The organism is Plantimonas leprariae (genome assembly GCF_008802405.1).
GTDB classification, from domain to species: domain Bacteria; phylum Pseudomonadota; class Alphaproteobacteria; order Rhizobiales; family Rhizobiaceae; genus Plantimonas; species Plantimonas leprariae.
In genome coordinates this window covers 66,780-91,828 of record NZ_VZDO01000005.1, presented here as the reverse complement: position 1 = coordinate 91,828, position 25,049 = coordinate 66,780, and the positions used below count along the sequence as shown (strand labels likewise).

Annotated in this window: 22 protein-coding genes; 15 read left to right on the top strand and 7 right to left on the bottom strand. The window is 69.2% G+C overall.

What is annotated here, in order from left to right; all coding sequences use genetic code 11:
- Position 1: 1 nt before the first annotated feature.
- The 5 genes from tagF to F6X38_RS08580 all read left to right on the top strand — a co-directional run bounded on the left by tagF (position 2) and on the right by F6X38_RS08580 (position 7,651).
- Complete coding sequence (tagF, locus tag F6X38_RS08600; protein WP_150969306.1) at positions 2-1,408, top strand: type VI secretion system-associated protein TagF; 1,407 nt, start codon at positions 2-4, stop codon at positions 1,406-1,408.
- Positions 1,409-1,616: 208 nt separating this feature from the next.
- Complete coding sequence (locus F6X38_RS08595; protein ID WP_150969305.1) at positions 1,617-2,783, top strand: polysaccharide biosynthesis/export family protein; 1,167 nt, start codon at positions 1,617-1,619, stop codon at positions 2,781-2,783.
- Between the two features lie 157 nt (positions 2,784-2,940).
- Positions 2,941-3,120: a hypothetical protein gene (locus F6X38_RS08590; protein WP_150969304.1), complete on the top strand. Its 180-nt coding sequence runs from the start codon at positions 2,941-2,943 to the stop codon at positions 3,118-3,120.
- 203 nt (positions 3,121-3,323) lie between these two features.
- Positions 3,324-4,553, top strand: coding sequence for an efflux RND transporter periplasmic adaptor subunit (locus tag F6X38_RS08585; RefSeq protein WP_150969303.1), 1,230 nt, complete (start codon positions 3,324-3,326; stop codon positions 4,551-4,553).
- Positions 4,550-7,651 carry an efflux RND transporter permease subunit gene (locus F6X38_RS08580; RefSeq protein ID WP_150969302.1) on the top strand — a complete coding sequence of 1,034 codons (3,102 nt, stop codon included), beginning with the start codon at positions 4,550-4,552 and terminating at the stop codon, positions 7,649-7,651. Before F6X38_RS08585 ends, F6X38_RS08580 begins: the two co-directional genes overlap by 4 nt.
- A gap of 6 nt (positions 7,652-7,657) precedes the next feature.
- Here the strand turns inward: F6X38_RS08580 and F6X38_RS08575 are convergent, their stop codons facing one another.
- Positions 7,658-8,497 carry a universal stress protein gene (locus tag F6X38_RS08575; protein WP_150969301.1) on the bottom strand — a complete coding sequence of 280 codons (840 nt, stop codon included), beginning with the start codon at positions 8,495-8,497 and terminating at the stop codon, positions 7,658-7,660.
- Between the two features lie 139 nt (positions 8,498-8,636).
- Between F6X38_RS08575 and F6X38_RS08570 the strand changes: the two genes are divergently transcribed.
- The 9 genes from F6X38_RS08570 (at position 8,637) to F6X38_RS08530 (ending at position 18,222) form a co-directional block, all read left to right on the top strand.
- The gene (locus F6X38_RS08570; RefSeq protein WP_246191261.1) at positions 8,637-10,163 is read left to right on the top strand and encodes an MFS transporter; all 1,527 of its coding nucleotides are present in this window, start codon (positions 8,637-8,639) and stop codon (positions 10,161-10,163) included.
- 49 nt (positions 10,164-10,212) lie between these two features.
- Positions 10,213-11,136 carry a 2-hydroxyacid dehydrogenase gene (locus F6X38_RS08565; protein WP_150969300.1) on the top strand — a complete coding sequence of 308 codons (924 nt, stop codon included), beginning with the start codon at positions 10,213-10,215 and terminating at the stop codon, positions 11,134-11,136.
- A gap of 94 nt (positions 11,137-11,230) precedes the next feature.
- A complete protein-coding gene (locus F6X38_RS08560; protein ID WP_425482836.1) occupies positions 11,231-12,391 on the top strand; it encodes an ABC transporter substrate-binding protein in 1,161 nt (386 codons plus the stop codon).
- A 17-nt stretch (positions 12,392-12,408) separates the two neighbouring features.
- Positions 12,409-13,413, top strand: a complete 1,005-nt coding sequence (locus F6X38_RS08555) for an ABC transporter ATP-binding protein (protein WP_150969298.1) — start codon at positions 12,409-12,411, stop codon at positions 13,411-13,413.
- A complete protein-coding gene (locus F6X38_RS08550) occupies positions 13,410-14,342 on the top strand; it encodes an ABC transporter permease (protein WP_246191260.1) in 933 nt (310 codons plus the stop codon). Before F6X38_RS08555 ends, F6X38_RS08550 begins: the two co-directional genes overlap by 4 nt.
- The gene (locus F6X38_RS08545; RefSeq protein ID WP_150969297.1) at positions 14,332-15,141 is read left to right on the top strand and encodes an ABC transporter permease; all 810 of its coding nucleotides are present in this window, start codon (positions 14,332-14,334) and stop codon (positions 15,139-15,141) included. The genes F6X38_RS08550 and F6X38_RS08545 overlap by 11 nt, the downstream gene beginning before the upstream one ends.
- A gap of 12 nt (positions 15,142-15,153) precedes the next feature.
- Positions 15,154-16,581, top strand: a complete 1,428-nt coding sequence (locus F6X38_RS08540; RefSeq protein WP_150969296.1) for a gamma-aminobutyraldehyde dehydrogenase — start codon at positions 15,154-15,156, stop codon at positions 16,579-16,581.
- 497 nt (positions 16,582-17,078) lie between these two features.
- On the top strand, positions 17,079-17,660 hold the full coding sequence (locus F6X38_RS08535) for a sugar transferase (RefSeq protein WP_246191259.1): 582 nt from the start codon (positions 17,079-17,081) through the stop codon (positions 17,658-17,660).
- A 187-nt stretch (positions 17,661-17,847) separates the two neighbouring features.
- Positions 17,848-18,222 carry a DUF6481 family protein gene (locus F6X38_RS08530; RefSeq protein WP_150969295.1) on the top strand — a complete coding sequence of 125 codons (375 nt, stop codon included), beginning with the start codon at positions 17,848-17,850 and terminating at the stop codon, positions 18,220-18,222.
- 21 nt (positions 18,223-18,243) lie between these two features.
- Here F6X38_RS08530 and gloA2 read toward each other — a convergent pair whose 3' ends face one another.
- The 3 genes from gloA2 to F6X38_RS08515 all read right to left on the bottom strand — a co-directional run bounded on the left by gloA2 (position 18,244) and on the right by F6X38_RS08515 (position 21,313).
- Positions 18,244-18,651 carry an SMU1112c/YaeR family gloxylase I-like metalloprotein gene (gloA2, locus tag F6X38_RS08525; protein WP_246191258.1) on the bottom strand — a complete coding sequence of 136 codons (408 nt, stop codon included), beginning with the start codon at positions 18,649-18,651 and terminating at the stop codon, positions 18,244-18,246.
- Positions 18,648-20,291 carry a peptide chain release factor 3 gene (locus tag F6X38_RS08520; protein ID WP_150969294.1) on the bottom strand — a complete coding sequence of 548 codons (1,644 nt, stop codon included), beginning with the start codon at positions 20,289-20,291 and terminating at the stop codon, positions 18,648-18,650. The genes gloA2 and F6X38_RS08520 overlap by 4 nt, the downstream gene beginning before the upstream one ends.
- 116 nt (positions 20,292-20,407) lie before the next feature.
- Positions 20,408-21,313, bottom strand: coding sequence for a LysR family transcriptional regulator (locus tag F6X38_RS08515; protein WP_150969293.1), 906 nt, complete (start codon positions 21,311-21,313; stop codon positions 20,408-20,410).
- 93 nt (positions 21,314-21,406) lie between these two features.
- Here F6X38_RS08515 and F6X38_RS08510 point away from each other — a divergent pair, with 93 nt between their 5' ends.
- Positions 21,407-22,282 carry an aldo/keto reductase family oxidoreductase gene (locus F6X38_RS08510; protein WP_150969292.1) on the top strand — a complete coding sequence of 292 codons (876 nt, stop codon included), beginning with the start codon at positions 21,407-21,409 and terminating at the stop codon, positions 22,280-22,282.
- A 5-nt stretch (positions 22,283-22,287) separates the two neighbouring features.
- Here F6X38_RS08510 and F6X38_RS08505 read toward each other — a convergent pair whose 3' ends face one another.
- The 3 genes from F6X38_RS08505 to F6X38_RS08495 are packed head-to-tail and all read right to left on the bottom strand — an operon-like array spanning position 22,288 to position 24,987.
- On the bottom strand, positions 22,288-23,358 hold the full coding sequence (locus F6X38_RS08505; RefSeq protein WP_150969291.1) for an ABC transporter ATP-binding protein: 1,071 nt from the start codon (positions 23,356-23,358) through the stop codon (positions 22,288-22,290).
- Between the two features lie 16 nt (positions 23,359-23,374).
- Entirely contained in the window at positions 23,375-24,157 is a 783-nt protein-coding gene (locus F6X38_RS08500; RefSeq protein WP_150969290.1) for an ABC transporter permease, read from the bottom strand.
- Positions 24,154-24,987 carry an ABC transporter permease gene (locus F6X38_RS08495; RefSeq protein ID WP_246191278.1) on the bottom strand — a complete coding sequence of 278 codons (834 nt, stop codon included), beginning with the start codon at positions 24,985-24,987 and terminating at the stop codon, positions 24,154-24,156. The genes F6X38_RS08500 and F6X38_RS08495 overlap by 4 nt, the downstream gene beginning before the upstream one ends.
- Positions 24,988-25,049: the final 62 nt, after the last annotated feature.

Here is a 25,049-nt window from a genome sequence, read left to right as displayed (position 1 = left end):
GATGGGGCTCGTCCAGCGCATCGCGGCGAAGGAGACGGGCGTCGAGGCCGGCTATTTCGGCAAGGTCTCGACGGAGGGCGATTTCGTGTCGGACGGGCTGTCGCGGACGCTGCGCGACCGGCTCGACCGCTGGCTGCAGCAGGTCATCGCCGAAAGCCGCCGGACGCTCGGCGAGGAGTGGACGGAGCGCTTCGACCGGATGCCGGCCCGTTGCTTCGCGCTGGGTCCGGCGATCACCGGCGGCGCGGCGCTCCGCGGCGTGATGGTGCCGAGCCGCGACCGGGTCGGGCGACGCTTCCCGCTGATCGCGCTCGCCCGGCTCGACAGGTACCGGGGCACGCTCGCCGAACTCTGCGCGGCGGACGGGTGGTACGCGGCGGCCGCCGCGACCGTCGGCTCGGCCGGCCGGGACGGCGCGGCGCTCGGGCGCGTCCGCGAAACGCTGGAAGGCCTGCCGCCGCAGATGCCGGCGGTCGGCCTCAGGCTGTTCCGCCGCGCCGATCCGGACCACGCCCGCTCCTGCTGGTGGCGGCTCGGCGACGGCGGCGAGCGGTTGGTGGTGGACGACCTGCCTGGCGCAACGGACTTCACGGCGATGCTCGGTGCCCCGCGCCCGCCGCCCGAGCGGCGGGTCGTGCCGCCGCGGTCAGCGGTCCCGCTGCCCGCGCGACAGGTCGTGCCGGCAGCCCCTGTTGTCCGCCCTCGACCGGTCCAAGCGTCACCTGAGAGGGCTGTGCTCGCGGTTTCGGCGAGCGGCGCGACGCATCCCGGCACCCGCTGGCGCATCAATGCCGACGCGGTCGGCCGGCTCGACCGGCCGCGCATCCTCGCGCTCGCGGACGGCATCGGCGACGGAGCGGAAGCCGCGGCGGCGGCGCGGCTCGTGGTGGAGCGGCTGGATCGCCTCGCTGCGCCCGATACGCCGGGAGAGGCGCTGCAGGTCGTGAAGGGCGCGCTCGGACATGCCGACGCGCTCATGCGGGCGGGCCGGGCGGCCAGCAGCGACGAGGGGTCGGGTACCGGTGTCGTCGCGCTCGTCACGGGCGCAAACCGCTTCGCCGTGGTCTGGGCCGGCGACGCGCGGGCATATCTGCTCCGCGACGGCACCATGCGGCTTTTGACGCGCGACCATGTCGAGGTCGGCCTTCGCCGACGCCTGTCGCGCCATGTCGGCGGACCGGGACAGTTCCATCCGGACACCATCGAGGAGGCGGCTGCCCACGGCGACCGGTTGCTCCTGTGCACGCGGAGCCTGGTTCAGACGCTTGGCGAGCGAGCGGTCGCCGAAGCGCTGATCGCAGGTGCCGCCGCCGCGCGTCTCATCGAGGACGCGTTGATCGGGGGAGTGAGCGAGAACGTCAGCGCCGTCGTGGCGGATGTTCGTCTGCCAGCGGACGCTTCGGGATGAGACCGAGATCCGGCGGTATGCGCTTAACGATGCGGCAGACAATCTGTGCGCGATCCAACACAGCTGTGCTCCATTCGCATCAAGCGGCGATACGGAAATCAATAGCCGGGTTGAAAAGCCGCGCCGCCGCGCCAAAAGTGTCGCAAATCCGGCGGAAGCGTGACGCGCTCGCCGCCCGCCGAACGGGCTTGAGGGGAAGACGGGCAGGATGAGCGAGCGGCACAGGGCGAGCCGGAACGACCGGCGGATCAAGCGCGCACTGCCGCTGCTGCTCCTTGCGGGAACGTTGCTGTCGGGCTGCGGCACGCCCGGCGCCGGCCCCTCCGCCGGGCGCATCGAGCGCACGGCGAACTCCGCGCCGCAGGGCAACTTCCCGGTGGTCGAACTGTCGGACCGCTCGCTGTCGCTCGCCGGCGCGGGCGAACCGCTCGGCTTCGCATCGCTCGGCGGCCGCCGCTTCGATTCCAACGTGCTGCGGCCGGGCGACACCGTCGACATCACCGTGTTCGACACAGGCGAGGAAGGCCTCCTCTCGGCCGCGAGCAGTAAGACCCTGCCGCTCGGCAAGTTCCGCATCGACCCCGCCGGCTACGTGACGCTGCCCTTCGTCGGCCGCATCCGCGCCGCGGGCGGCAGCCCCGCGGCGCTGCAGAGCAAGATCGCGGCAAGCCTCAAGGGCTCGTCCGTCTCGCCCCAGGCCGCCGTGCAGGTGACCGAGACGGGCGGCAGCGGCTTCACCGTCAACGGCGGCGTCAACAGCGCCGGCCGCTATCAACTCACCGGCCAGGGCGAGCGCCTGCTCGACGCGATCGCGATGGCGGGCGGGCCGAAGACCGCGCCCGGCGAGACTTCCGTCACGCTGCTGCGCGGTTCCTCGCGGGCCAGCCTGCCGATGGACCGCCTGATCGCCGAGCCGGGCGAGAACGTCTACGTCCAGCCGAACGACCAGATCTTCGTCAAGGCCGAGGCGCCGAGCTTCATCTCGCTCGGCGCGTTCCGCAGCCCGGGCGAATACCGCTTCGAGACCGGCGAACTGACGATGGCGCAGGCCGTGGCGCGCTCCGGCGGCCTCGCCGACGACCGGGCGAACCCGAAGAAGCTCTACCTCTTCCGCTACGAGCCGGCCGAAACCGCGCGGCGTCTCGGCGCGCTGCCGCCGAACGATTCCCGCGCGACGCCGGTGCCGGTCGCCTACCTCGTCGACATGACGAAGACGCAGTCCTTCTTCCTCACGCAGTCGTTCCTGATGCGCAAGGGCGACACGCTCTACGCGCCGAATGCCGGCGTCATCAACTTCGCCAAGGCCTTGCAGGTGCTGAACCCGCCGGTTCCGGCACCGACCTATGCGGCTCCCGCTCCGACGAACTCCTACTGAGCCCGGCGGTCATCCGGCGCAGGAACGGCAGCGCTGCGCGATTGGGTCGGAAGTGCGACAAAATCAGCTTCACGCAAGCTTTTTAGTGAAACTCGTAGCTCTTCGGCAATCACGGACCAGATATGTTCTAGGAATGACAGTGCGTGGAGTGGTTCCCATGATCGAGAAGAAGGGAGGCGTCATGCAGATGTCGGCTACCCCGACTCGCTGCATGGAGCATGAACGAAGCGCACGCGATCTTTCGAGCGATCCGCTGAGCCCGGCACGCGGCATCATGCTCGGCTGCGCCATCAGCGCCGGCCTGTGGGTGGGCATCGTCGCCTTGGCGATCTCCTGACCGGCTTCCCGCCGGCATCGATCTGAGAGGCTTGCGGGATCGCTTCGGGGCACGTCGATGCGCGCCGGCACCGTTCGCCGAGCCGAGGCAAACCCCCGCCCGGAACATGACGAAGAGTTCACGCGGCGCGCCATTGTATCCGCCGGATCCGTAACGATAACGAGAGAGCGCTCGCGCCTTTCGCGTTCACCGGTTCTCCCCGCATGCGTCGTTTCGGTCTCGTTCTCCTTTGCCTGCTCGTCGCCGCCGGCGGTTATGTCGAGCGGGCGCGCTGGCTGCCCTACGCGCCGCAATGGCTGACGGAGGCGATGGCGTCCACCCCGCCGAAGGGCGACCCCCGCGCCGCCGATGGCGAAGGCGGCCGGCGGCGGGGGGGCGGCGGCAACGGGCCGCGCACCGTCGCCGTGGTCACCGCGAAGGCCGAGGCCGGTTCGCTGCCGGTGGTGCGGCGCACGATCGGCTACATCCGCCCCCTCGCCTCCACCGAACTTGCCGTCGAGACCACCGGCATCCTGTCGGAGATCACGGCGAAGGACGGCGCGATGGTGCGGAAGGGCGATCTCCTGGCGAAGCTCGACAACCGGTCGGCGACGGCGGCCGTCGCGAAGGACAAGGCGGCGCTGGCGCGCGACCAAGCGACGCTCGACAATACCCATGCCAATTTCGACCGCGTGAACCGCCTCGTCAGGAGCGGCGCGACCTCGACGCAGGCCGGCGAGGACGCGGACGCCGCCGTGAAGACGGCCGAGGCGACGGTCGGCGTCGACCAGGCGACCTTGCAGGCCGACGAGGTGCTCCTGTCGAAGACCGAGATTCGCGCGCCCTTCGACGGGCGACTGGGTGCCTTCACCCTGTCGCTCGGCGCCCTCGTCCAGCCGGGCACCTCCGTCGTCGGCATCGCGGAGGTCGCACCGGTCTATGCCGAGTTCTCGCTCCCCGACACCGATCTCGCCACCGTCCGCAAGGCGATGGGCGATCAGCAACTGCGCGTCGAGGTGCGCTCGTCGCTCGCCTCCGAGGCGACGTCGGCCGAGACGGGGCCGATCGTCTTCATCGACAACAAGATCGTCGAGGCCTCGGCCAGCGTGACGCTGCGCGCACTCCTCGACAACAAGGATCTGTCGCTCTGGCCCGGCCAGTCGATCGACGTGAAGGTCTCGGCCGGCGCCATGGACGGGCTCGTCGTGGTGCCGAGCGTCGCGGTCCAGCCGCGCGAGAGCGGCTCGATCGTCTACGTCGTCGGGCCGGACTCGAAGGTCGAGGTCCGCAAGGTCGATGTCGCCATGCGCGACGGCGCGAAGGCCGGCATCGCGAACGGGTTGGAAGCCGGCGCGACGGTGGTGGTGGAAGGCCAGGTCGACCTCGTCGACGGGACCGTGGTGAAGCCGACCGACGCGCCGGCGAAGACGGCCGATGCGGGAGCGCGGGGGTGAGCGTTTCCGCCGTCTTCATCCGCCGCCCCGTCGCGACGATCCTTCTCGCTCTCGGGCTGATCCTCGCGGGCGTCGCCGGCTATCGGCAACTGCCCGTCGCGGCGCTGCCGCAGGCCGACTTCCCGACGATCAACGTCTCGGCGCAGCTTGCCGGCGCCTCCCCTTCCACCATGGCGAGCGCCGTCGCGACGCCGCTGATCAAGCAGTTCCAGACCATCGCCGGCATCGACAACATCAGCGCCAGATCCTCGCTCGGCAACACGTCGATCACCGTCCAGTTCGAGCTGTCGCGCGATATCGACGACGCGGCGGCCGACGTGCAGGCGGCGATCGCCCGCTCCACCCGCGCCCTGCCGGACAATCTCACGACGCCGCCGAGCTACCGGAAATCCAATCCCGCCGACGCGCCGGTGATCCTCCTCGCGCTGACCAGCGACGGCGCGCCGCTGACCAAGGTCGACGACATCGCCGAGAACGTCATCTCGCCGGCGCTCTCCACCATCACCGGCGTCGCGCAGGCGCAGGTGTTCGGCGCGAAGACCTATGCCGTCCGGGTCGACGTCGACCCGCGCAAGCTGTCGAGCCGCAACCTGTCGCTCGCCGACGTGGAGAAGACGCTTCAGGCGGCGAACAGCCAGACGCCGGTCGGGACGCTGCAGAACGAGGGGCAGGCGCTCACCGTCGACGCGCCGACGCAGCGCTCCAGCGCCGAGGAGTTCAAGACGCTGATCATCTCGCGCCCGAATGGCGCGATCGTCAGGCTCGACGACATCGCCCGCGTCGAGGACAGCGTCCAGAACCTCAACCAGGGAAGCTGGCTCGACGGCAAGCCGGCGATCGTGCTCGCCGTGCAGCGCCAGCCGGACGCGAACACGGTGGAGGTCGTCGACGCGATCAAGGCGCGGCTGCCGGAACTCCAGGCCTCGCTGCCGGCCGGCATGCAGGTCGCGGTCGTCAACGACCAGTCGCGCTCGATCAAGACGGCGGTCGAGGACGTGCGCTTCACGCTGGGGTTGACGATCGCGCTGGTGATCCTGGTGATCTATCTGTTCCTCGGTCAGGCGCTCGCGACCTTCATTCCCGGCGTCGCGGTGCCGCTGTCGCTGATCGCGACGCTCGGCGGCATGTACGTGCTCGGCTTCTCGATCGACAACATCTCGCTGCTCGCGCTGACCTTGTCCGTCGGACTCGTCGTCGACGACGCGATCGTGATGCTGGAGAACATCGTCCGGCACATGGAGGAAGGCGTGCCGCCGATGCAGGCGGCGCTGCAGGGCAGCAAGGAAGTATCCGGCACCATCGTCTCGATGTCGCTATCGCTCGTCGCGGTGTTCCTGCCGATCCTCCTGATGGGCGGCGTCGTCGGGCGCGTCCTCAACGAGTTCGGCGTCGTGGTGGCGCTGGCGATCATCGCCTCTGCCGTCGTGTCGCTGACGGTGACGCCGATGCTGGCGGCGCGCCTGCCGCACCGCGCGCCGAGTTCCAAGGGTTTCGCCGCGCTGTTCAACCGCGGCTTCGCGGCGCTGACCCGCGGCTACGACCGCTCGGTCGGCTGGTGCCTCCGGCACAAGGCGCTGGTGTTCCTCGTCTTCCTCGGCTCGGTCGCCGGCTCGGTATGGCTGATGGCGACGATGCCGCGCTCCTTCATCCCGGAAGAGGACATCGGCCTCCTGACGATCTCGACGCAGGCGCGGCAGGACATTTCCTACGAGGCGATGCGTGACCTGCAAGGCAAGGCGGCGGCCGCGGTTGCGGACAACCCGGCCGTCGCGCACGTCACCTCGACGCTCGGCGGCGGCCCCGGCGGCGCCACCTTCAACACCGGCTCGATGTTCGTGCAGTTGAAGGACCGGACCGAGCGCCCGAAGCTGGCCGAGACGCTCGGCTCCATGCGCCGAACTTTAAGCGCGATGCCCGGCCTCAAGACCTTCATCACGCCGGTGCAGTCGCTCCGCTTCGGCGGCCGCTCGACGCAGAGCCAGTACCAGCTCGTCGTCCAGTCGCTCGATGCGGCGACGGTACGCGAATGGGCGACGAAACTGGCGGACGCGATGCGCGCCGACCCAAGCCATTTCATCGACCTCGCCTCCGATCTCCAGGCCAACGGCCTGCAGGCGCGCGTCGTGATCGACCAGGACAAGGCGGACGCGCTCGGCATCACCTCGGAGACGATCCGCTCGACGCTGGAGGCCGGCTTCGGCACGCTGACCGCGACGCAGATCCAGTCGACCGGCGACAGCTACGACGTGATCCTCGAATTCGATCCCACCATCCCGTGGTCCGAGGTGCTGCTGCGCAACGTCCGCGTGCCGACGACGGCGGGAACGCTGGTGCCGCTCGCTTCGATCGCGCGGATCGACCGCGCGGCGGGACCGGTCACGATCAACCAGACCGGCCAGCTCACCGCCGTCACCATCTCCTACAACCTGCCGGCCGGGGTCTCGCTCGGCACGACGACGCAAGCCGTCGACGCGATCAAGCGGGACATCGGCCTACCGGCCAACGTCTACACCTCCTATGCCGGCACGGCGCAGGTGTTCCAGCAGTCCTCCTCCAACGAGGGCCTGCTGATCGGTGCGGCGGTGCTGGTGATCTACGTGGTGCTCGGCGTCCTCTACGAGAGCTTCGCCCACCCGATCACCATCCTCTCCGGCCTGCCGGCGGCGGCGCTCGGCGCCCTGTTCTCGCTGTCGATCCTCGGCTTCGACTTGTCGCTCATCGCGATCATCGGCCTCCTGATGCTGATCGGCATCGTGAAGAAGAACGCGATCATGATGATCGACGTGGCGCTCGCCCTGCAGCGCGAGGAGGGCAAAGCCCCGGCGGAGGCGATCCGCATCGCCTGCGAGCGGCGCTTCCGGCCGATCATGATGACGACCTTCTGCGCCCTCCTCGGGGCGTTGCCGGTGGCGCTCGGCTCCGGCGCGAGTTCGGAACTGCGCCAGCCGCTCGGCGTCGCGGTGGTCGGCGGTCTCGTGGTCAGCCAGGTGCTGACGCTGTTCATCACGCCGGTGATCTATGTCGGCATCGAGCGCATCGCCGCCTTCCTGCGGATGCGCCCGTCGGTGCACTCGCCGCTCGGCCAGCCGGCGGAGTAGGCGAGGTCAGTGCGCCATGAGCACCGGCATCCGGGCCTTCGCCAAGATGTGCTGCGTCGCGCCGCCGAAGATCATCTGCCGGATGCGGCTCTGCGTGTAGGCGCCCTTCACCAAAAGATCGCAGCCCGCGCTTTCCGCCTCGCGCAGGATCGCCTCGCCGGACCGGATGCGGGCTTCCGGCAGCAGCTTCAGGTCGGCCGGAACGCCGTTGCGGACGAGCCGCAGCCGGATCGCCTCGCCGGAGGGCGCGTGCCCGAGCGCCCCGTCGTCGGCGAGGAGCAGGACGCGGCGCGCGCGCTGGAGGAAGGGCATGGCGAAGGCGATGGTGCGTGCCGTTTCCGTCGAGCCGTTCCAGGCGATCGCGACGGTCTCGCCAAACTGCGCGACGGGACGCGGTGGCGCAATCAGGATCGGGCCGCCGCTTTCGAACAGCGCCGATTCCAGCGTGCTGATCGTGGAGGCGCCGGGCTCCGAGCCCGGCTGGCCGACGACGGTGAGGTCGAAGCCGCGCCCGTAGGAGCCGAGGAAGCCGTCCCCTTCCGGCCGGTCGTGCGCCCAGCGCCAGCGCGCGGCTTCGCCCGGGCCCGGCCCATCCTCGGCGATCCCCTTCGCCCGCATGAAGGCGACGAACTTCGCCTTGGCTTCCGCGGCCGTCTGGCTCTCGTTCCAATGGGTCGGGTCGACGGTGATCAGGCTTTCGGGGTCCCAGCCGATCGCCGACATGCCGAAGCTGCGTAAGGGGAAGCCCTCGATCAGGCTGCCGAACGCCCCCGCGACGAGCCCCGCGAGCTCGAGGATCCTCTCCGCGTGGATGGAGGGTTCGACCGGAACGAGCAGGGTTCGCATGCGGCGCTCCTTCTTCGGCGGACGAGGGCACGCGACGACGGTGCCCCTCGCGGTTCCGTGCCCTAGATAACCTCGCATATCCAACCGGAAAGCGGGATGCCCGGCGGCGCGAGCCCGCGCGGTCGCGCCAAGTTCGATCATGCCCCCAGCGAAAAGTTCGGCGGAAGCGGCGGAAAGCCGGAACCGCGACGAGGCGGCCGCCATGGCCCCGGATGCCCGCGCGCAGTTCCTGACGATGTTCCCGTCGATCATGCTGCCGATGTTCCTGGCGGTGGTCGACCAGACCATCGTCGCGACGGCCCTGCCGGCCATCGCCGCCTCGCTCGGCGAGGTCGACCGGCTGTCCTGGATCGTCGTCTCCTACCTCGTGGCGACCACGGTTGCCGCGCCGGTCTACGGACGGCTCGGCGACCTGCTCGGGCGACGGCGGCTGATGCTCGTCGCGCTCGGCATCTTCATCGGCGCTTCGGTGCTCTGCGCTCTCGCCCGCTCGATCGAGACGCTGACGGTGGCGCGCGTCCTGCAGGGCGCCGGCGGCGGCGGGCTGATGACGCTGTCGCAGGCGCTCGTCGGCGAGGCGATCCCGCCGCGCGAGCGGGCGCGCTACCAAGGCTATCTCGCGGCGGTCGCCGTGTCGTCCAACGCCTTCGGGCCGGTGGCGGGCGGGTTCCTGACGCAGCATTTCGGCTGGCCGTCGGTGTTCCTCGTCAACGTGCCGATCGGCATCGCCGCCGCTTTCCTGGCGCTCCGCCTGCCGGCCCGGCCCGGCAACCGCGAGCCGTTCCGCTTCGACGTCCTCGGGCTTTTCCTGTTCGCGGCCTTCATCACCTCCGCGCTGATCGCGCTGGAACGCGCAAGGGTGTTCGTCGCCGCCGGCGGCTACGGCTTTCCGCTGCTGATCGTGCTCGCTGCCGTCGCGGCGGTCTTCCTGATCTGGCGCGAGCGGCGGGCGCGCTCGCCGCTGCTGCCGATCCCCCTCCTCCAGCACGCCGCGATCTGGCGCTGCGACGCGATGGCCGCCTGCCACGGCGGCATGCTCGTCTCGCTGATCACCTTCCTGCCGCTCTATTTCGGCATCGTGCACGGCACGTCGGCCTCGACCACCGGCCTCCTGATGCTGCCGATGACGGCGGGCATCGGCATCGGTTCGCTGGTGACGGGGCGGATCGTCAGCCGCACCGGACGGACGGCGATCTTCCCGTCGGTCGGGATGACGATCGTCGCCTCCGTGCTGGCGCTGATCGCCTTCGCCGCGCCGTTCCTCCCGCCCGTTTCGATCGCCGCGATCTTCGGCGCGACGGCGATCTTCATGGGCTCGGTGATGGGCGTCGTGCAGCTCACCGTGCAGCTCGCCTCCGGTCCGAAGCAGCTCGGCGCGGGCGCGGCGACGGTGCAGTTCTCCCGATCGCTCGGCGCGGCCCTCGGCACGGCGCTGGTCGGCACCGTCCTGTTCGCGACGCTCGCCGCGACGAGCCCGGAAGCCAGCGCCGGCTTCGCGCGCATCCTCGAAGGCGGACCGGGCACGCTGGCGACGCTGGGGGCGGCCGAGCGACAGGCGATCCGCGAGGGGCTCGACCTCGCCTTCCGCAACGCCTTCCTTTGCACCGCTGTCTTCTCCGGTTTCGCCGCCATCCTCGCCTGGACGCTGCCGATCCGCCGCCTTTGAACCATCGTTCCTGTTGTTTCGCCGGCGGGCGCTGTATGCGCTTCACCCCATGAAACGCCTGTTCATCGCTTCCAACGACGCCGCTCGCATCGCCGAACTCTTCCGCTCGGAACTGCCTGGGCACGAGGTGCTGACAGAACCGCTGGAGGGCGGACCGCCGGTCTCCTATGCCGTCGTCGGCCGCCCGCAACCCGGCGTCCTCGCCGGCCTGCCGGACCTCGAACTGGTCCTGAGCCTCTGGGCGGGCATCGAGCACCTGCTTGCCTTGCGCGAGATTCCGGACCACGTGCCGATCGTCCGGCTGGTGGACGAAGGGCTGGCGGGCGGCATGGCAGACTGGGTGCTGGCCCACGCGCTGGCCTGGCACCGCAATCTCGGCCTCTACCGGGATTTCCAGGCGAAGCGCGAATGGTCACCGCAGCAGGAGAAGCTCGCCCGCGAGCGCATCGTTGCCATCCTCGGCGCAGGCGCGCTGGGCACGCCGGTGGCGGAGCATTTCGTCCGCTTCGGCTTCCAAACGCGCGTCTGGAGCCGCTCGGGCCGCGCGGTCGCCGGCGCCCAAAGCTTCGCCGGCCGGGAAGGCCTGCCGCGTGCCGCGGCAGACGCGGACATCCTCGTCAATCTCCTGCCCCTCACACCGGAAACAACCGACATCGTCGACGCCCGGCTGCTCGCCGCTCTCGCCGACGGAGCGTTCTTCATCAACGGCGCGCGCGGGCGGCACGTGGTGGATGCCGACCTTCTCGCGGCGCTGGATGCCGGCCACTTGTCCGGCGCGGCGCTCGACGTGTTCCGCACCGAGCCGCTGCCGGCGGACGATCCGCTGTGGCAGCACCCGAAGGTCATCGTCTCGCCGCACGTCGCCGCGCCGACGCACCCGGCCGTCGCGGTGAAGGAGGTCGCGGAAAGCATCCGGCGTTTCGAGCGGGGCCAGCCGCTGCCGAACACGGTCGACCGAAGCCTCGGCTACTGAATCGGCGTTTCGGGCGGATCGTCGCACGGCGGTCGATTGACGGCGGCTGCGGCGCGTTGAAGAGTGCCGTCCTCGTCACGAATCGGGAGCGCGGATGATGGCATCGGTATCGAGGAAGGCCGTGGCGGTCGCGCTGGCGGCGCTGCTTCCCTGCCAGGCCGCGCTGGCGCAAAGCGCGATGACCAGCGTCGGCGACGGCGAGGGCCAGCTCAACATCGTCGCGTGGCCGGGCTATGTCGAGCGCGGCGAATCCGACAAGAACTACGACTGGGTGACCGGCTTCGAGAAGGAGACCGGCTGCAAGGTCAACGTCAAGACGGCCGCTACTTCCGACGAGATGGTGACACTGATGAACGGCGGCGGCTTCGATCTGGTGACGGCTTCCGGCGACGCCTCGCTGCGGCTGATCGCCGGCAAGAAGGTGCAGCCGATCAACACCGACCTCGTGCCGAGCTGGAACAAAGTCGACCCGCGCCTGAAGGACGGGCCGTGGTTCACCGTCGGCGGCCAGCATTTCGGCACGCCCTACCAGTGGGGTCCGAACGTTCTCCTCTACTCGACCGAGACGTTCAAGGAAGCCCCGAAGAGCTGGTCCGTGGTGTTCGAGCCGCAGGACTTCCCCGACGGCAAGCCGAACAAGGGCCGCGTCCAGGCCTATGACGGGCCGATCTACATCGCGGACGCCGCGAACTACCTGATGGCCAAGAAGCCGGAACTCGGCATCAAGAACCCCTACGAGCTGAACGAAGCGCAGTACGCCGCCGTCATCGAACTGCTGAAGGGGCAGCGCCAGCTCGTCGGCCGCTACTGGCACGACTCGGCCGTGCAGGTCGACGACTTCAAGACGGAGGGCGTCGTCGCCTCCTCGTCCTGGCCGTTCCAGGTCAACACGTTGGAGGCCGACAAGCGGCCAGTCGCCTCGACCATCCCCGCCGAGGGCGCAACGGGCTGGGCCGACACGACCATGCTGGCCAGCGACGTCAAGAACCCGAACTGCGCCTACAAGTGGCTGGAGCACTCGCTCGACCCGAAGGTGCAGGGGGACGTGGCCGCCTGGTTCGGCTCCGTTCCCGCCGTGCCGGACGCCTGCAAGACGAGCGAGCTGCTCGGCGCGGAAGGCTGCAAGACCAACGGCTTCGATAACTTCGAGAAGATCAGGTTCTGGCGGACTCCGACCGCGAAATGCGGCGACGGCAGCCAGTGCGTGCCCTATTCGCGCTGGGTCACCGACTATATCGCGGTCATGGGCGGCTGAGACCGACAGCGGCAAGCATGGCTCAGACGGCGGTTTCGCTCCGCGGCGTCGAGCGCCGTTTCGGGGACGTGACGGCGCTCGACGGTATCGATCTCGATGTCGCGAGCGGCGAATTCTTCGCGCTGCTCGGGCCCTCCGGCTCCGGCAAGACGACCTGCCTTCGCGTCGTCGCCGGCTTCGAGCGGCCGACCGCCGGGAGCGTCAGGATCTTCGGCGAGGACGTCGGCCGCGTGCCGCCTTATCGGCGGGCGGTCAACACGGTGTTCCAGGACTACGCGCTGTTTCCGCACATGAGCGTCGCGGAGAACGTCGCCTATCCGCTGATGCTGCGGAAGGTGGCGAGGAGGGACCGCCGCGCCCGCGCCGAGGAGATGCTGGCGCTGGTGCGCCTCGCCGGCTACGGCGACCGGCGGCCGACGCAGCTTTCCGGCGGCCAGCGCCAGCGCGTGGCTCTCGCCAGAGCGCTGATCTGCCGGCCGAAGGTGCTGCTGCTCGACGAGCCGCTCGGCGCGCTCGACCTCAAGCTGCGCGAGACGATGCAGGAGGAGTTGAAGATCCTGCAGAAGGATCTCGGCATCACCTTCGTCTTCGTGACGCACGACCAGGGCGAGGCGCTGTCGATGGCGGACCGCGTCGCGGTGTTCGACAAGGGCCGCCTCCAGCAGGTAGGCGCGCCGGAAGAACTCTACCGGCGCCCGGCGAGCCGCTTCGTCGCGGATTTCGTCGGCTCGTCCAACGTTTTGCCGCCCGCTCTGACGGAACGCCTCGCCGGCCGGCGCGCCTTCGCGAGCCTTCGGCCGGAAAGCCTCCGCATCGCCGCGGCCGGCGACGATTCGGAGAGGCTCGCCGGCCGGCTCGTCGCGCGGAGTTTTCTCGGGGCCACCGTCCGGCTGGCGGTGGTTGTCGGCGAGACGCGCCTTCACGCCGTGGTGCCGGCCGGGACCGCGGTGCCGGCGGAAGGCGAGACGGTGGCGCTCGCCTTCGATGCGGCGGCACTGCATCTGATGGAGGACGAGGCGTGACGACGGCGGCGGCATCGGCGCGGCCGACGAGGGGCGCCGCCGACCTCTTCTGGCGCCGCCCCGGCCTCCGGACGCTCCTGATGCTCGGCGTGCCGCTCCTCTGGCTGATCGTGGTCTATCTCGGGTCGCTCGCGAGCCTCCTCGTCCAGAGCTTCTATTCGCTGGACGACTTCTCCGGTCTCGTGGTCGAGGAGTGGACGCTTTCGACCTACGCGCAGCTCTTCACGGCGGCGAACCTCGCGATCATCCTGCGCACGCTCGGCATGGCGGCGGCCATCACGCTCGCGAGCGTCGCGATCGCCTTTCCGATCGCCTACTTCGCGGCGCGCTACGCCGCGGGGCGCTGGAAGGCCTTCTTCTATCTTAGCGTCATGCTGCCGCTCTGGTCGAGCTATCTCGTCAAGGTCTACGCCTGGAAATTGATCCTCGCCAAGGAGGGCATCCTGACCTGGGCCTTCGCGAAGCTCGGACTGTCGCCCCTGCTCGACTGGTACCTTTCGCTCCGCGTCGTCGGCGGCAACTCGCTGTCGGTCAGCACCACCGGCACCTTCCTGGTCTTCGTCTATATCTGGCTGCCCTACATGATCCTGCCGATGCAGGCGGCGCTGGAGCGGGTGCCGGCGAGCCTCGTCGACGCTTCCGCCGATCTCGGCGCGTCGCCGGCCGAGACGTTCCGGCACGTGATCCTGCCGCTCGGCTTTCCCGGCGTCGTCGCCGGCTCGATCTTCACCTTCTCGCTGACGCTCGGCGACTACATCGTGCCGCAGATCGTCGGCACCTCGCGCCTGATGATCGGGCAGGCCGTCTATGCGCAGCAGGGCACGGCCGGCAACATCCCGCTCGCCGCCGCCTTCACCGTCGTGCCCGTCGTGATCATGGCGGCCTACCTCACCCTGGCTCGCCGCCTCGGAGCCTTCGATGCGCTCTGACGCCGCCGCCCCGCTGCCGCTGAAGCTCGCCGCCGGCGCCGGGCTCCTCTTCCTGTTCGCGCCGCTCTTCCTGATCTTCGCCTACGCCTTCACCACGGAGGAGCGGAGCTTCGTCTGGCCGCCGCCGGGCCTGACGCTCCGCTGGTTCGCGGTCGCCTTCGAACGGCCGGACGTCTGGGCGGCGCTGCAGCTCTCGCTGAAGGTCGCGGCGGTCTCGACGCTCTTCGCGATCCTGCTCGGCACGCTTTGCGCCGCCGCCGTCAGCCGCTCGCGCTTCTTCGGGCGGGAGACCGTCTCGCTGCTCGTGATCCTGCCGATCGCGCTGCCCGGCATCGTCACCGGCATCGCGCTCCGCTCCGCCTTCGCGCTGGCCGAGATCCCCTTCTCGTTCTGGACGATCGTCGCGGGCCACGCGACCTTCTGCATCGTGGTGGTCTACAACAACGCGGTCGCGCGCTTCCGCCGCCTGTCCGGCACGCTGGTGGAGGCCTCGATGGACCTCGGAGCCGACGGTTTCCAGACCTTCCGGCACATCGTGTTGCCGAACATCGCCTCGGCGCTCCTCGCCGGCGGCATGCTGGCCTTCGCGCTATCCTTCGACGAGGTGATCGTCACGACCTTCACCGCCGGCCAGCAACAGACCCTGCCGCTCTGGATGCTGGAGGAGTTGATCCGCCCGCGTCAGCGGCCCGTCACCAACGTCGTGGCGCTCGTCGTGGTGGTCGCGACCTTCCTTCCGATCCTTCTCGCCTATCATCTGACGCGCGAGGGCGAGGGAACCCTCGGCACCGGCCGCTAAAGGAGCCTTTCCATGGACACCGCGATGCTGATCGGCGCCTCGTTCGAGGCCGGCACGGAAGCCGAGGAGACGATCTTCGACCCGAAAACCGGCGCGGAGATCCTCAAGCTCGCCGAGGCATCGCCCGCGCAGATCGACCGGGCGGTGGCGGCCGCCGAGCAGGCGTTCGCGTCGTGGTCGCGAACGACGCCGGGGGAGCGCTCCGGCTATCTTCTGCGCATCGCCGACGCGATCGAGAAGGACGCGAGCGAGTTCGCCGCGCTGGAAGCCCGGAACTGCGGCAAGCCGATCAACGCCGCCCTGAACGACGAGATCCCGGCGATCGTCGACTGCTTCCGCTTCTTCGCAGGCGCGCTTCGCACCCTGCCCGGCCAGGCGGCGGGCGAATACCTTGCCGGCCACACTTCGATGATCCGGCGCGACCCGGTCGGGATCGTCGGCTCGATCGCGCCCTGGAACTATCCGCTGATGATGATGGCGTGGAAGCTCGCGCCCGCCATCGCCGGCGGCAACACGGTGGTGTTCAAGCCGTCCGAGCAGACGCCGCTGACCGCGCTGAAGCTCGGCCGCGTTCTGGCGGACGTCCTGCCGGAAGGCGTCGTCAACATCGTGCTCGGCCGGGGCGCGAGCGTCGGCAACGCGCTGATCAACCACCCGAAGATCGACATGCTGTCGCTCACCGGCGATGTCGGCACGGGTCGCAAGGTGCTGGAAGCCGCGGCCGGAACCGTGAAGCGCACGCATCTCGAACTCGGCGGCAAGGCGCCGGTGATCGTCTACGACGACGCCGACGTCGACGCGGTGGTGAACGGGCTTCGTGCCTTCGGCTATTACAATGCCGGCCAGGACTGCACGGCCGCCTGCCGCATCTATGCCGGGCCGAAGATCCACGACCGGTTCGTCGCCGACCTCGCATCGGCCGTTTCCAGCATCCGCTACGGCGAGGCCGATGACGCGGCGAACGAGATCGGCCCGCTGATCTCGGCCCGCCAGCGCGATCGCGTCGCCGGCTTCGTCGACCGCGCCGCGGAAAGCAGCCACATCGAGATCGTCACCGGGGGCAAGGCGGGCGGCGGCAACGGCTACTTCTTCCAGCCGACCGTCGTCGCGGGCGCCCTCCAGGACGACGAGATCGTCCGGCGCGAGGTCTTCGGGCCGGTGGTCTCCGTGACGCGGTTTTCCGAACCCGACGAGGCGGTCGCCTGGGCGAACGATTCCGACTACGGTCTCGCCTCGTCGGTCTGGACCCGCGACGTCGGGCGGGCGATGGAGACGGCGGCGCGGCTCCGCTACGGCTGCACCTGGGTGAACACGCACTTCGCGCTCGTCAACGAGATGCCGCACGGCGGCCTGAAGCGTTCCGGCTACGGCAAGGACCTGTCGGCCTATGCGCTGGAAGACTACACCGTGGTGCGTCACGTGATGATCGCGCACGGCTGAAAGCCGCCGGATTCGCCGGTCGCGACGCGCGCCAGACCAGCGTCGCACCCGGATAGATTGTTAAGTCCTCACTGAGCTTGACAAAGCTTCTTAAATGAATTGTCTGTGGCGCGCGAAAGGTTCCAGGCGGCTTGTTTCGATCATGCCTGCCTTGCAACCTGCGCATGCCTCCGGACCGGCGGCGGACGATAGTCAAGCGTTTATAGGTAGTTAAGGATCAAGCGTTCGAACCGCTGCCGACTGCCCCGGCGTGCCGTGGGTCTCGAACTATTGACTCAAACTTCGAAACCGCATTTACGTCGCCGCAACCATCTTCGCAGTTGCGAAAAGGATTGCCCGAAGACGGGTGGTCCGATCGCACCGGCGAAGAGAGTCGAAGGGCGCTGGCGGAAGAGGTTTCGATGTCCTCTCTTCATTCGAACAGAAGCGAGGCGACCGCGTTGCAGCCCGAGGTCGTCTCCTATCGTTCGCTAGGCGGAAACGCCTACCGGACGGGATTGCTGAAGCGTGCGGTCGATCTGACCGTCGCGGGCGTCCTGATCATCATGCTCCTGCCGATCTACGTTCTCATCGCTCTGGCGGTGAAGCTGACTTCGCCCGGCCCGGTGCTGTTCCGGCAGCAGCGTTACGGCATCGGCAAGGTGCCGTTCGACTGCCTGAAGTTCCGGTCGATGACGGTCTGCGAGAAGCCGGACGAATTCGTGCAGTGCGTCCGCGACGACGTGCGCGTCACGAAGGTCGGCAAGATCCTGCGCCAGACCAGCCTCGACGAGCTGCCGCAGCTCTTCAACGTGCTGCTCGGCGAGATGTCGCTGGTCGGCCCCCGCCCGCACGCCATCCGTCACGACGATCAGTTCGCGGCGCATATCTTCGGCTACGATCGCCGCTTCGCGGTGAAGCCCGGCATCACGGGTCAGGCACAGATCATGGGCCTGCGCGGTCCGACCACGACCGTCGACGTGATGCGCAAGCGCGTCGAGGCCGATTTCGACTATGTCCGCAGCGCTTCCTTCGTCGGTGACGTGAAGATCATCGCGAAGACGGTGCCGGCGGTCCTGAAGGCCGAGAACGCCTTCTGAGCCTCCGGTGGCAGGCTGCATCGAAAGCCGGGGGCGGGGTGTCGGAAGACACACCCGCCCTTGATTTTTTTCCCGTGGCCGAATAAGCGAAGTTCCGCTCGGCTCCGGTCCCCGGCGCGTTGCGTCCGGTACGCCGAACGCCCATATCAGAGCGATCCCCACAGCACCCGAACGATCAGGGCTAGTCTTGAAGACCCCCAAGGATACCGATTTCAACGAGCGCAAAAAGGCTGCGCTCGACGCCAAGAAGGCGTTGCTGGAAAAGTTCAAGGCCAAGCCCGACGAGAACGACCCCGCGGTGCAGGCCCGGTTGGCCGAGCGCGCCGCGCGGGCCGAGGCCAAGCGCGTCCGCGAAGAGGCGAAACGCGCCGAGGCCGAGCGCATCCGCCAGGAAGAGGATGCCCGCAAGGCCGCTGAGGCCGAGCGCAAGCGCCTCGAAGAGGAGGAAGCGCGGCGGATCGAGGAAGAGCGCCAGGCGCAGCTCGCCAAGGACCCGATCGCCCGCATGATCGCCGAGCAGGCGGCCTTGATGGGCGCGCGCAAGCGCGGCGGCCGGCGCTGACCTGACGGACGACGCCCGGTCTCAGGTCTCGTAGAGTTCGAGCGGCAGGCCGTCCGGGTCCGCGAAGAAGGTGAACAGCCGGCCGGTGAGCTCGTCCCGCCGGATCGGCTCGACGACGATCCCCTTGTCCTCGAGCCGGCGCACCGCTTCCGTCACGTCTCGAACGGCGAAGGCGAGGTGCCGCAGCCCCTGCGCTTCCGGCTGCGTCGGGCGCGGCGGCGGATCGGGGAACGAGAACAGCTCGATCTGCGCATCCCCGACCGCGAGGTCGCATTTCCACGAGCGGCGCTCGGCGCGGAACGTCTCGCGGATCACCCTCAGTCCCAAGAACTCGACGTAGAAGCGTTTCGAGCGCTCGTAGTCGGCGCAGATGATCGCGACATGGTGGATCGCGCCGACGAGCGGCGCCAACTCGCCGGCGGCGCTCACGCCGCGTGGCGCTCGCGCGTCGCGGTGAAGCGCACGGCCGGATAGTTCTTCTGCGCGTAGGAGAGCTCCCACGAGTTGCGGGCCAGGAACACCGGCCGGTCCTCGCGGTCGCGCGCCAGATCCCCTTGGTTCGCCTTGACGAAGCGGTCGAGCTCGGCCGCGTCGTCCGTGTCCACCCAGCGCGCCGTGTCGAAGGGCGCGGCTTCCAGCATGATCTCGACGCCGTATTCGACGGCGAGACGCGAGACGAGGACATCGAGCTGCAGCGCACCGACGACCCCGACCAGCCAGGAGGAGCCGATCACCGGGCGGAACACCTGGATGACGCCCTCCTCCGCCAGATCGTTCAGCGCCTTCTGCAGCTGCTTCACCTTCATCGCGTCGGGCAGGCGCACGCGGCGGATCATTTCCGGCGCGAAGCTCGGAATGCCCGTCACCGTCAGGGTCGAGCCTTCCGTCAGCGTGTCGCCGACCGAGAGCGTGCCGTGGTTCGGGATGCCGACGATGTCGCCCGCCACCGCTTCGTCGGCGATCTCGCGATCTCTGGCGAAGAAGAACATCGGGGCGGAGACCTTCATGTCCTTGCCGGTGCGCACGTTCTTCAGCCGCATGCCGCGCTTGAAGACGCCGGAGGTCAGCCGCACGAAGGCGATGCGGTCGCGGTGGTTCGGATCCATGTTCGCCTGGATCTTCAGGACGAAGCCGGACACTTCCTTACCCGACGGCTGTATCGCCGCCGGCAGCGCCGGCTGCGGCAGGGGCGAGGGCGCGAAGGTGGAGATCGCGTCGAGAAGGTCGCGCACGCCCACCTCGCGCATCGCCGAACCGAACACCACCGGCGTCAGGTGGCCGGAGCGGTAGGCGTCGACGTCGAAGGCGGGAAGCGTGCCGCGCGCGATCTCCAGTCCCTCGATCGACGGGCCGAAGATCGGGTCCGTGGCGAGCGTCGGATCGGCCGCGAAGGCGTCGAGGCTCGCGAATTCGACCCGCTCGCGGGTGTTGCGGGTCAGGCGCACCGGACCTTGCGCCCCCACCTGCACGATGCCGCGGAAATCGGTGCCCATGCCCATCGGCCAGGTGACCGGCGTCACGTCGAGCGCCAGCGAGGACATGATCTCGTCGAGGATCTCGAGCGGATCGCGTCCCTCACGGTCGATCTTGTTGACGAAGGTGATGATCGGGATATCGCGCAGGCGGCAGACCTCGAAGAGCTTCAGCGTCTGCGCTTCGATGCCCTTCGCCGCGTCGATCACCATGATGGCGGAATCGACCGCGGTCAGCGTGCGGTAGGTGTCCTCGGAGAAGTCGGCGTGGCCGGGCGTGTCGAGGAGGTTGAGGACGAGGCCGTCATATTCGAAGGTCATCACCGAGGACGAGATCGAGATGCCGCGCTTCTGCTCGATCTCCATCCAGTCGGAGCGGGTGCGGCGGCGCTCGCCGCGCTCCTTCACCTGCCCGGCCAGCCGGATCGCGCCGCTCTCGAACAGGAGCTTCTCGGTCAACGTCGTCTTGCCGGCGTCAGGGTGCGAGATGATCGCGAAGGTGCGGCGCTTCAGGTGGCCCTTGTCGGCGGAGAACAGCTCCGCGTCGCGGATGGCGCTCGCGCCTTCGAGGGCGTCGGCGAGGTTGATGTCGTCCATGAAAGTGCGGCTCGCTCGGAATGCGGTCGGAGCCGGCGGCGGCACGCCTAGGCTCACATCATGCGGTCTCATATCACGATGGCGGCGGGAAGGTGCAATCCTCCGGCGGCGCGCCGTCAGCGTTCGGGGTGCGAGCGCACGAAATCGACGAAGGCGCGCAAGGGCGCCGGCAGCAGCCGGCGGCCGGGATAGTAGAGGAAGGGCCCGGAGAAGGAGGGCCACCACGCCTGCAGGACGGGCTCCAGCGCGCCTGCGGCGAGATGGGGGCGCAGCCAGTCCTCGAACAGGCAGACGATGCCGCTGCCGGCCAGCGCCGCGTCGACCATCAGGTCCGCCCCGCCGCCGAGGCGCACCAGGAGCGGCCCGGTCGGCTCGACGCGCACCGTCTCGCCGTTTCGCTCGAACTCCCAGGTCGCCATCGCGCCGCTGGCGAACTGGCCGCGCAGGCACGCGTGGGCGAGAAGCTCGCGCGGATGCTCCGGCCGGCCGCGATGCTCGAGATAGTTCGGCGCGGCGGCGCAGGCGAAGCGCTGCCGGCGCGGCCCGATCGGCACCGCGATCATGTCCTGCTCCAGCCGCTCGTCGTAGCGGATGCCCGCATCGCAGCCGGCGGCGAGGACATCGACGAAGCCGTCGTCCACCACGACCTCCAGCCGGATGTCCGGATAGGCCGCGAGGAACGGCGGCACGATCGCCGGCAGCACCAGCCGCGCCGCGCTGACCGGCACGTTGAGGCGCAGCGTCCCCGCCGGCCGGTCGCGGAAGCCGTTCACCACGTCGAGCGCTGCCTCCACCTCGCCGAGCGCCGGGCGAAGGCGTTCGAGGAGACTTATCCCTGCCTCGGTCGGCGCGACGGAACGGGTCGTGCGGTTCAGCAGCCGGACGCCGAGCTGCGCTTCCAGCCGGCGGACCGCCTCGCTGAGGCCCGACGCGCTGGCGCCGCTCGCCCGCGCGCCCTCGCGAAAGCCGCCCGCCCGGGCCACGGCGACGAAGGCGTTCAGATCGCCGAGATCGGCCTTCATCGTGCGCCGTTCCGCACGGCCCGTGCGCCTGCCGTCATCTTATCCGCCTCCCGCTCCGGCGATAGCTATGCGCCATCAACAGGGAGAATTGCCATGTCCAGCATCGAAAAGGCCGGCACCTACAGGCTCGGCGATCGCACCGTGAAGCGTCTCGGCTACGGCGCCATGCAGCTTGCGGGCAAGGGCGTGTTCGGGCCGCCGAAGGATTCCGACGCCGCCCGCGCCGTCCTGCGCGAGGCGGTGGCGCAGGGCGTCGATCATATCGACACCAGCGATTTCTACGGTCCGCACGTCACCAACCGGCTGATCCGCGAGGCGCTGCATCCCTACCCGCAGGACCTCGTGATCGTCACCAAGGTCGGCGCGGTGCGCGGGGACGACGCCTCGTGGAACCCGGCGCAGTCGCCGGCCGAACTCGAGCGGGCCGTCCACGACAACCTCGAGAACCTCGGGCTCGAGCGGATCGACGTCGTGAACCTCCGGATCATGGGCGACGTCCATCGTCCCAGCGAAGGCTCGATCGCCGAACAGTTCGAGGCGCTGGCGAAGCTGCAGGCTGAGGGCCTGATCCGGCACCTCGGCCTCAGCAACGCAACGGGCGCGCAGGTTCGCGAGGCGGAAGGGATCGCGCCGGTGGTCTGCGTGCAGAATCAGTACAATCTCGCGCATCGCGACGACGACGCGCTGGTGGACGAGCTCGCGGCCAAGGGCATCGCCTACGTGCCGTTCTTCCCGCTCGGCGGCTTCTCGCCCCTGCAGTCCTCGACGCTTTCCGACGTCGCGAGCCGGATCGGTGCGACGCCGCTGCAGGTGGCGCTCGCCTGGCTGCTCCGCCGCTCGCCGAACATCCTCCTGATCCCCGGCACCTCGTCAGTGGCGCATCTGACCGAGAACCTCGCCGCCGCCGATCTCGACCTCACCGAGGACGCCATGGCGGACCTCGACGGCATCGCCGCGAAGGCCGCCTGACGCCGCTACTCCGCGGCTTCGGCGAGCGGCTGGTCGAGAAGCTGGCCGTCCGCCGGGGCGAAGTGGAGCGTGACCTTCTCCCCCCGCGCCGGGGGCGGGGTGGCCGGATCGTTGAAGTTGTCCATGAGAAGGGTCGTGCCGCCGACGCGCACGCGCATGCGGACCACCGAGCCGAGGAAATCGACTTCCTCGATCGTCCCCTCCAGCCGGTTTTCCTTCGCCGCCACCGGATGGAGCGACAATGCCTCCGGCCGGAGCGCCAGCGTCAGGGGACGGCCGGGCGCGTTGCCGTTCGCCGGAACCCGAATCTCCTGCCCTTCGACGCGCATCCGCCCTTCGCCCGCCGCCTCGCCTTCGAGGAGGGAGAGCGTGCCGATGAAGGAGGCGGCGAAGCGCGTCCGCGGGTGATTGTAGATCTCGAAGGGGGTCCCGACCTGCTCGGCGCGACCCTCGTTGAGGACGACGATGCGGTCGGAGATCGACAGCGCCTCCTCCTGATCGTGCGTCACGAAAATCGCGGTGATGCCGAGCTTCCTCTGCAGGTCGCGGATCTCCTGGCGCAGCGACAGGCGGATCTTTGCGTCGAGCGCGGACAACGGTTCGTCGAGCAGCAGCAGTTGCGGCCTGACCGCCAGAGCCCTCGCCAGCGCCACGCGCTGCTGCTGCCCGCCGGACAGCTGGTAGGGGTAGCGGCCGCCGAGATGGCCGAGCTTGATCAGCGCCAGCATCTCCTCGACGCGACTCCTGATCTCTTCCTTCGGGCGGCCCGCCACCTTCAGGCCGAAGGCGACGTTGTCGGCGACCGTCATGTTCGGGAACAGCGCATAGGCCTGGAACACCATGCCGACCTTGCGGGCGTTCGGCGGGAGGTGCGTCACGTCGCGCCCGTCGACCGTGATCGTGCCGGCCGTCGGCGCCTCGAAGCCGGCGACCATGCGGAGCAGCGTGGTCTTGCCGCAACCGGACGGTCCGAGGAACGTGACGAACTCGCCCCGCTCGATGGCGAGGTCGAAGTCGTGGACGACGGTGTGCGGGCCGAAGCTCTTGCGCACGCTTTTGAGGATCAGGAAACTCATGCGGTCTGTCCCCGTCTCAACGCGTTGTCTTCGGCGCGCGGCCGCCGAGAAGCTGAAGCATGCCCATACAGCCCCAGGTGACCGCGAAGGCGACGATGGCGAGCGCCGCCGGCTCGTAGGCCCGGTTCGCGCCGACGTTCTGCAGGTACGGCCCGAAGCCCGGCCGGTTGAGGAGGCTCGCGAAGACGAACTCGCCGATCACGATCGCGAAGGTCAGGAAGGCGCCGGATAAGACGGCCGACCGCACGTTCGGCACGATCACGGAAGCCATGATGCGCCAGCGCGACGCCCCGAGGCTTTCCGCGGCTTCCGTCAGCGTGCGCACGTCGATCGACGACAGGCCCGTGTCCACCGCGCGATACATGTAGGGCAGCGCCAGGACGGCGTAGCCGCAGATCAAGAGGACGTTCGTTCCCCCGTTGGTGGCCGTGAGCGGCAGCCAGGACGCCGAGTTGTACATCCTGAGATAGCCGAACACGATCACGATCGCCGGGATCACCAGCGGCAGGAGCGTGACGAACTCGACCACCGTGCGCATGCGCGGCAGCTTGAGGCGCACCCAATAGGCGGTCGGCACCACCAGAAGCGAGCCGAGCACGATCGTCGCCAGCGCGGCGACCGCCGAAAAGGCGAAGGTCGCGCGGAAGTTCGGGTCGCCGAAGATCACCTCGTAGGCGCGGAACGAATAGGCGCCCCTCACCATGCGAAGCGAGAACTCGAAGGTCGCGACGAGCGGCAGCAGGAAGTAGAGCGCGCCGACCGCGACGAGGATCCAGGGACCGACGCGGGACGTCTTCATCGCTGCCACTTCTCCGCGCGCGAGCGCAGCCAGATGTAGATGCCGTTCGACAGGCCCGTGATCACGATCATCCCGAAGGCGAGCGCATAGCCGAGATTGGCGTCGTGCAACACGTCGCCACGGATCTGCGCGTAGAGCAGGATCGGCACGATGTTGAGCGAGGAGCCCGTCAGCGCATAGGCGGTCGCGATCGCGCCGAACGCGTTGGCGAAGAGCAGCAGGAAGCAGCCGAGGAGGCTCGGCGCCAGGACCGGAAGCGCCACCATCCGCCAGTATTGCCAGCGCGAGGCGCCGAGCACGAGCGAGGCCTCGCCCCATTCGCGTTTCAGGCCGTCGATCGCCGGCGCGATGATCAGCACCATCAGGGGAATCTGGAAGTAGAGATACGTGATGGTCAGCCCCCAGAACGACAGGAGGTTGAAGCCGAGCCGGTAGAGGTTGATGCCGAACCAGTCGTTGAGGAGTACGGTGAGAAGGCCGAGCCGGCCGAGCGTCGCGAGAAAGGCGAAGGCGAGCGGCACGCCGGCGAAGTTGGACGCGACGCCGGAAAAGGTCATCAGCGTCGGGCGGATCCATTCCGGCAGGCCGCCCTTCACCACCGCGTAGGCGAGCGCGAAACCGATGAGGGCACCGAGCAGGGCGGACGCAGCCGAAACGCGGATCGAAATCCAGTAGGCCGCCAGGATCGAGGGCTGGAAGAGCTTGGCGAGGTTCGCGAGCGTCGGGTTGCCGGCCGCGTCCTGGAAGGCGCCGATCACCAGGTTGACCGTCGGCAGGATCAGGAACAGCAGCGCGAAGACCACGAACGGCACGAGGCCGAGCCAAGCCATCGACGAGCGGCGACGCGTCGCCGGCGCCGTCGGGCCGGACCCGGCGATCGCCGATCCGCCGA

What these genes read in the sequence shown, in the direction of transcription:
- tagF (WP_150969306.1), top strand. Translation starts at nt 2, where the DNA reads ATGGGGCTCGTCCAGCGCATCGCGGCGAAGGAGACGGGCGTCGAGGCC.
- F6X38_RS08595 (WP_150969305.1), top strand. Translation starts at nt 1,617, where the DNA reads ATGAGCGAGCGGCACAGGGCGAGCCGGAACGACCGGCGGATCAAGCGC.
- F6X38_RS08590 (WP_150969304.1), top strand. Translation starts at nt 2,941, where the DNA reads ATGATCGAGAAGAAGGGAGGCGTCATGCAGATGTCGGCTACCCCGACT.
- F6X38_RS08585 (WP_150969303.1), top strand. Translation starts at nt 3,324, where the DNA reads ATGCGTCGTTTCGGTCTCGTTCTCCTTTGCCTGCTCGTCGCCGCCGGC.
- F6X38_RS08575 (WP_150969301.1), bottom strand. Translation starts at nt 8,497, where the DNA reads ATGCGAACCCTGCTCGTTCCGGTCGAACCCTCCATCCACGCGGAGAGG.
- F6X38_RS08570 (WP_246191261.1), top strand. Translation starts at nt 8,637, where the DNA reads ATGCCCCCAGCGAAAAGTTCGGCGGAAGCGGCGGAAAGCCGGAACCGC.
- F6X38_RS08565 (WP_150969300.1), top strand. Translation starts at nt 10,213, where the DNA reads ATGAAACGCCTGTTCATCGCTTCCAACGACGCCGCTCGCATCGCCGAA.
- F6X38_RS08560 (WP_425482836.1), top strand. Translation starts at nt 11,231, where the DNA reads ATGATGGCATCGGTATCGAGGAAGGCCGTGGCGGTCGCGCTGGCGGCG.
- F6X38_RS08555 (WP_150969298.1), top strand. Translation starts at nt 12,409, where the DNA reads ATGGCTCAGACGGCGGTTTCGCTCCGCGGCGTCGAGCGCCGTTTCGGG.
- F6X38_RS08545 (WP_150969297.1), top strand. Translation starts at nt 14,332, where the DNA reads ATGCGCTCTGACGCCGCCGCCCCGCTGCCGCTGAAGCTCGCCGCCGGC.
- F6X38_RS08540 (WP_150969296.1), top strand. Translation starts at nt 15,154, where the DNA reads ATGGACACCGCGATGCTGATCGGCGCCTCGTTCGAGGCCGGCACGGAA.
- F6X38_RS08520 (WP_150969294.1), bottom strand. Translation starts at nt 20,291, where the DNA reads ATGGACGACATCAACCTCGCCGACGCCCTCGAAGGCGCGAGCGCCATC.
- F6X38_RS08515 (WP_150969293.1), bottom strand. Translation starts at nt 21,313, where the DNA reads ATGAAGGCCGATCTCGGCGATCTGAACGCCTTCGTCGCCGTGGCCCGG.
- F6X38_RS08510 (WP_150969292.1), top strand. Translation starts at nt 21,407, where the DNA reads ATGTCCAGCATCGAAAAGGCCGGCACCTACAGGCTCGGCGATCGCACC.
- F6X38_RS08505 (WP_150969291.1), bottom strand. Translation starts at nt 23,358, where the DNA reads ATGAGTTTCCTGATCCTCAAAAGCGTGCGCAAGAGCTTCGGCCCGCAC.
- F6X38_RS08500 (WP_150969290.1), bottom strand. Translation starts at nt 24,157, where the DNA reads ATGAAGACGTCCCGCGTCGGTCCCTGGATCCTCGTCGCGGTCGGCGCG.
- F6X38_RS08495 (WP_246191278.1), bottom strand. Translation starts at nt 24,987, where the DNA reads ATGGCTTGGCTCGGCCTCGTGCCGTTCGTGGTCTTCGCGCTGCTGTTC.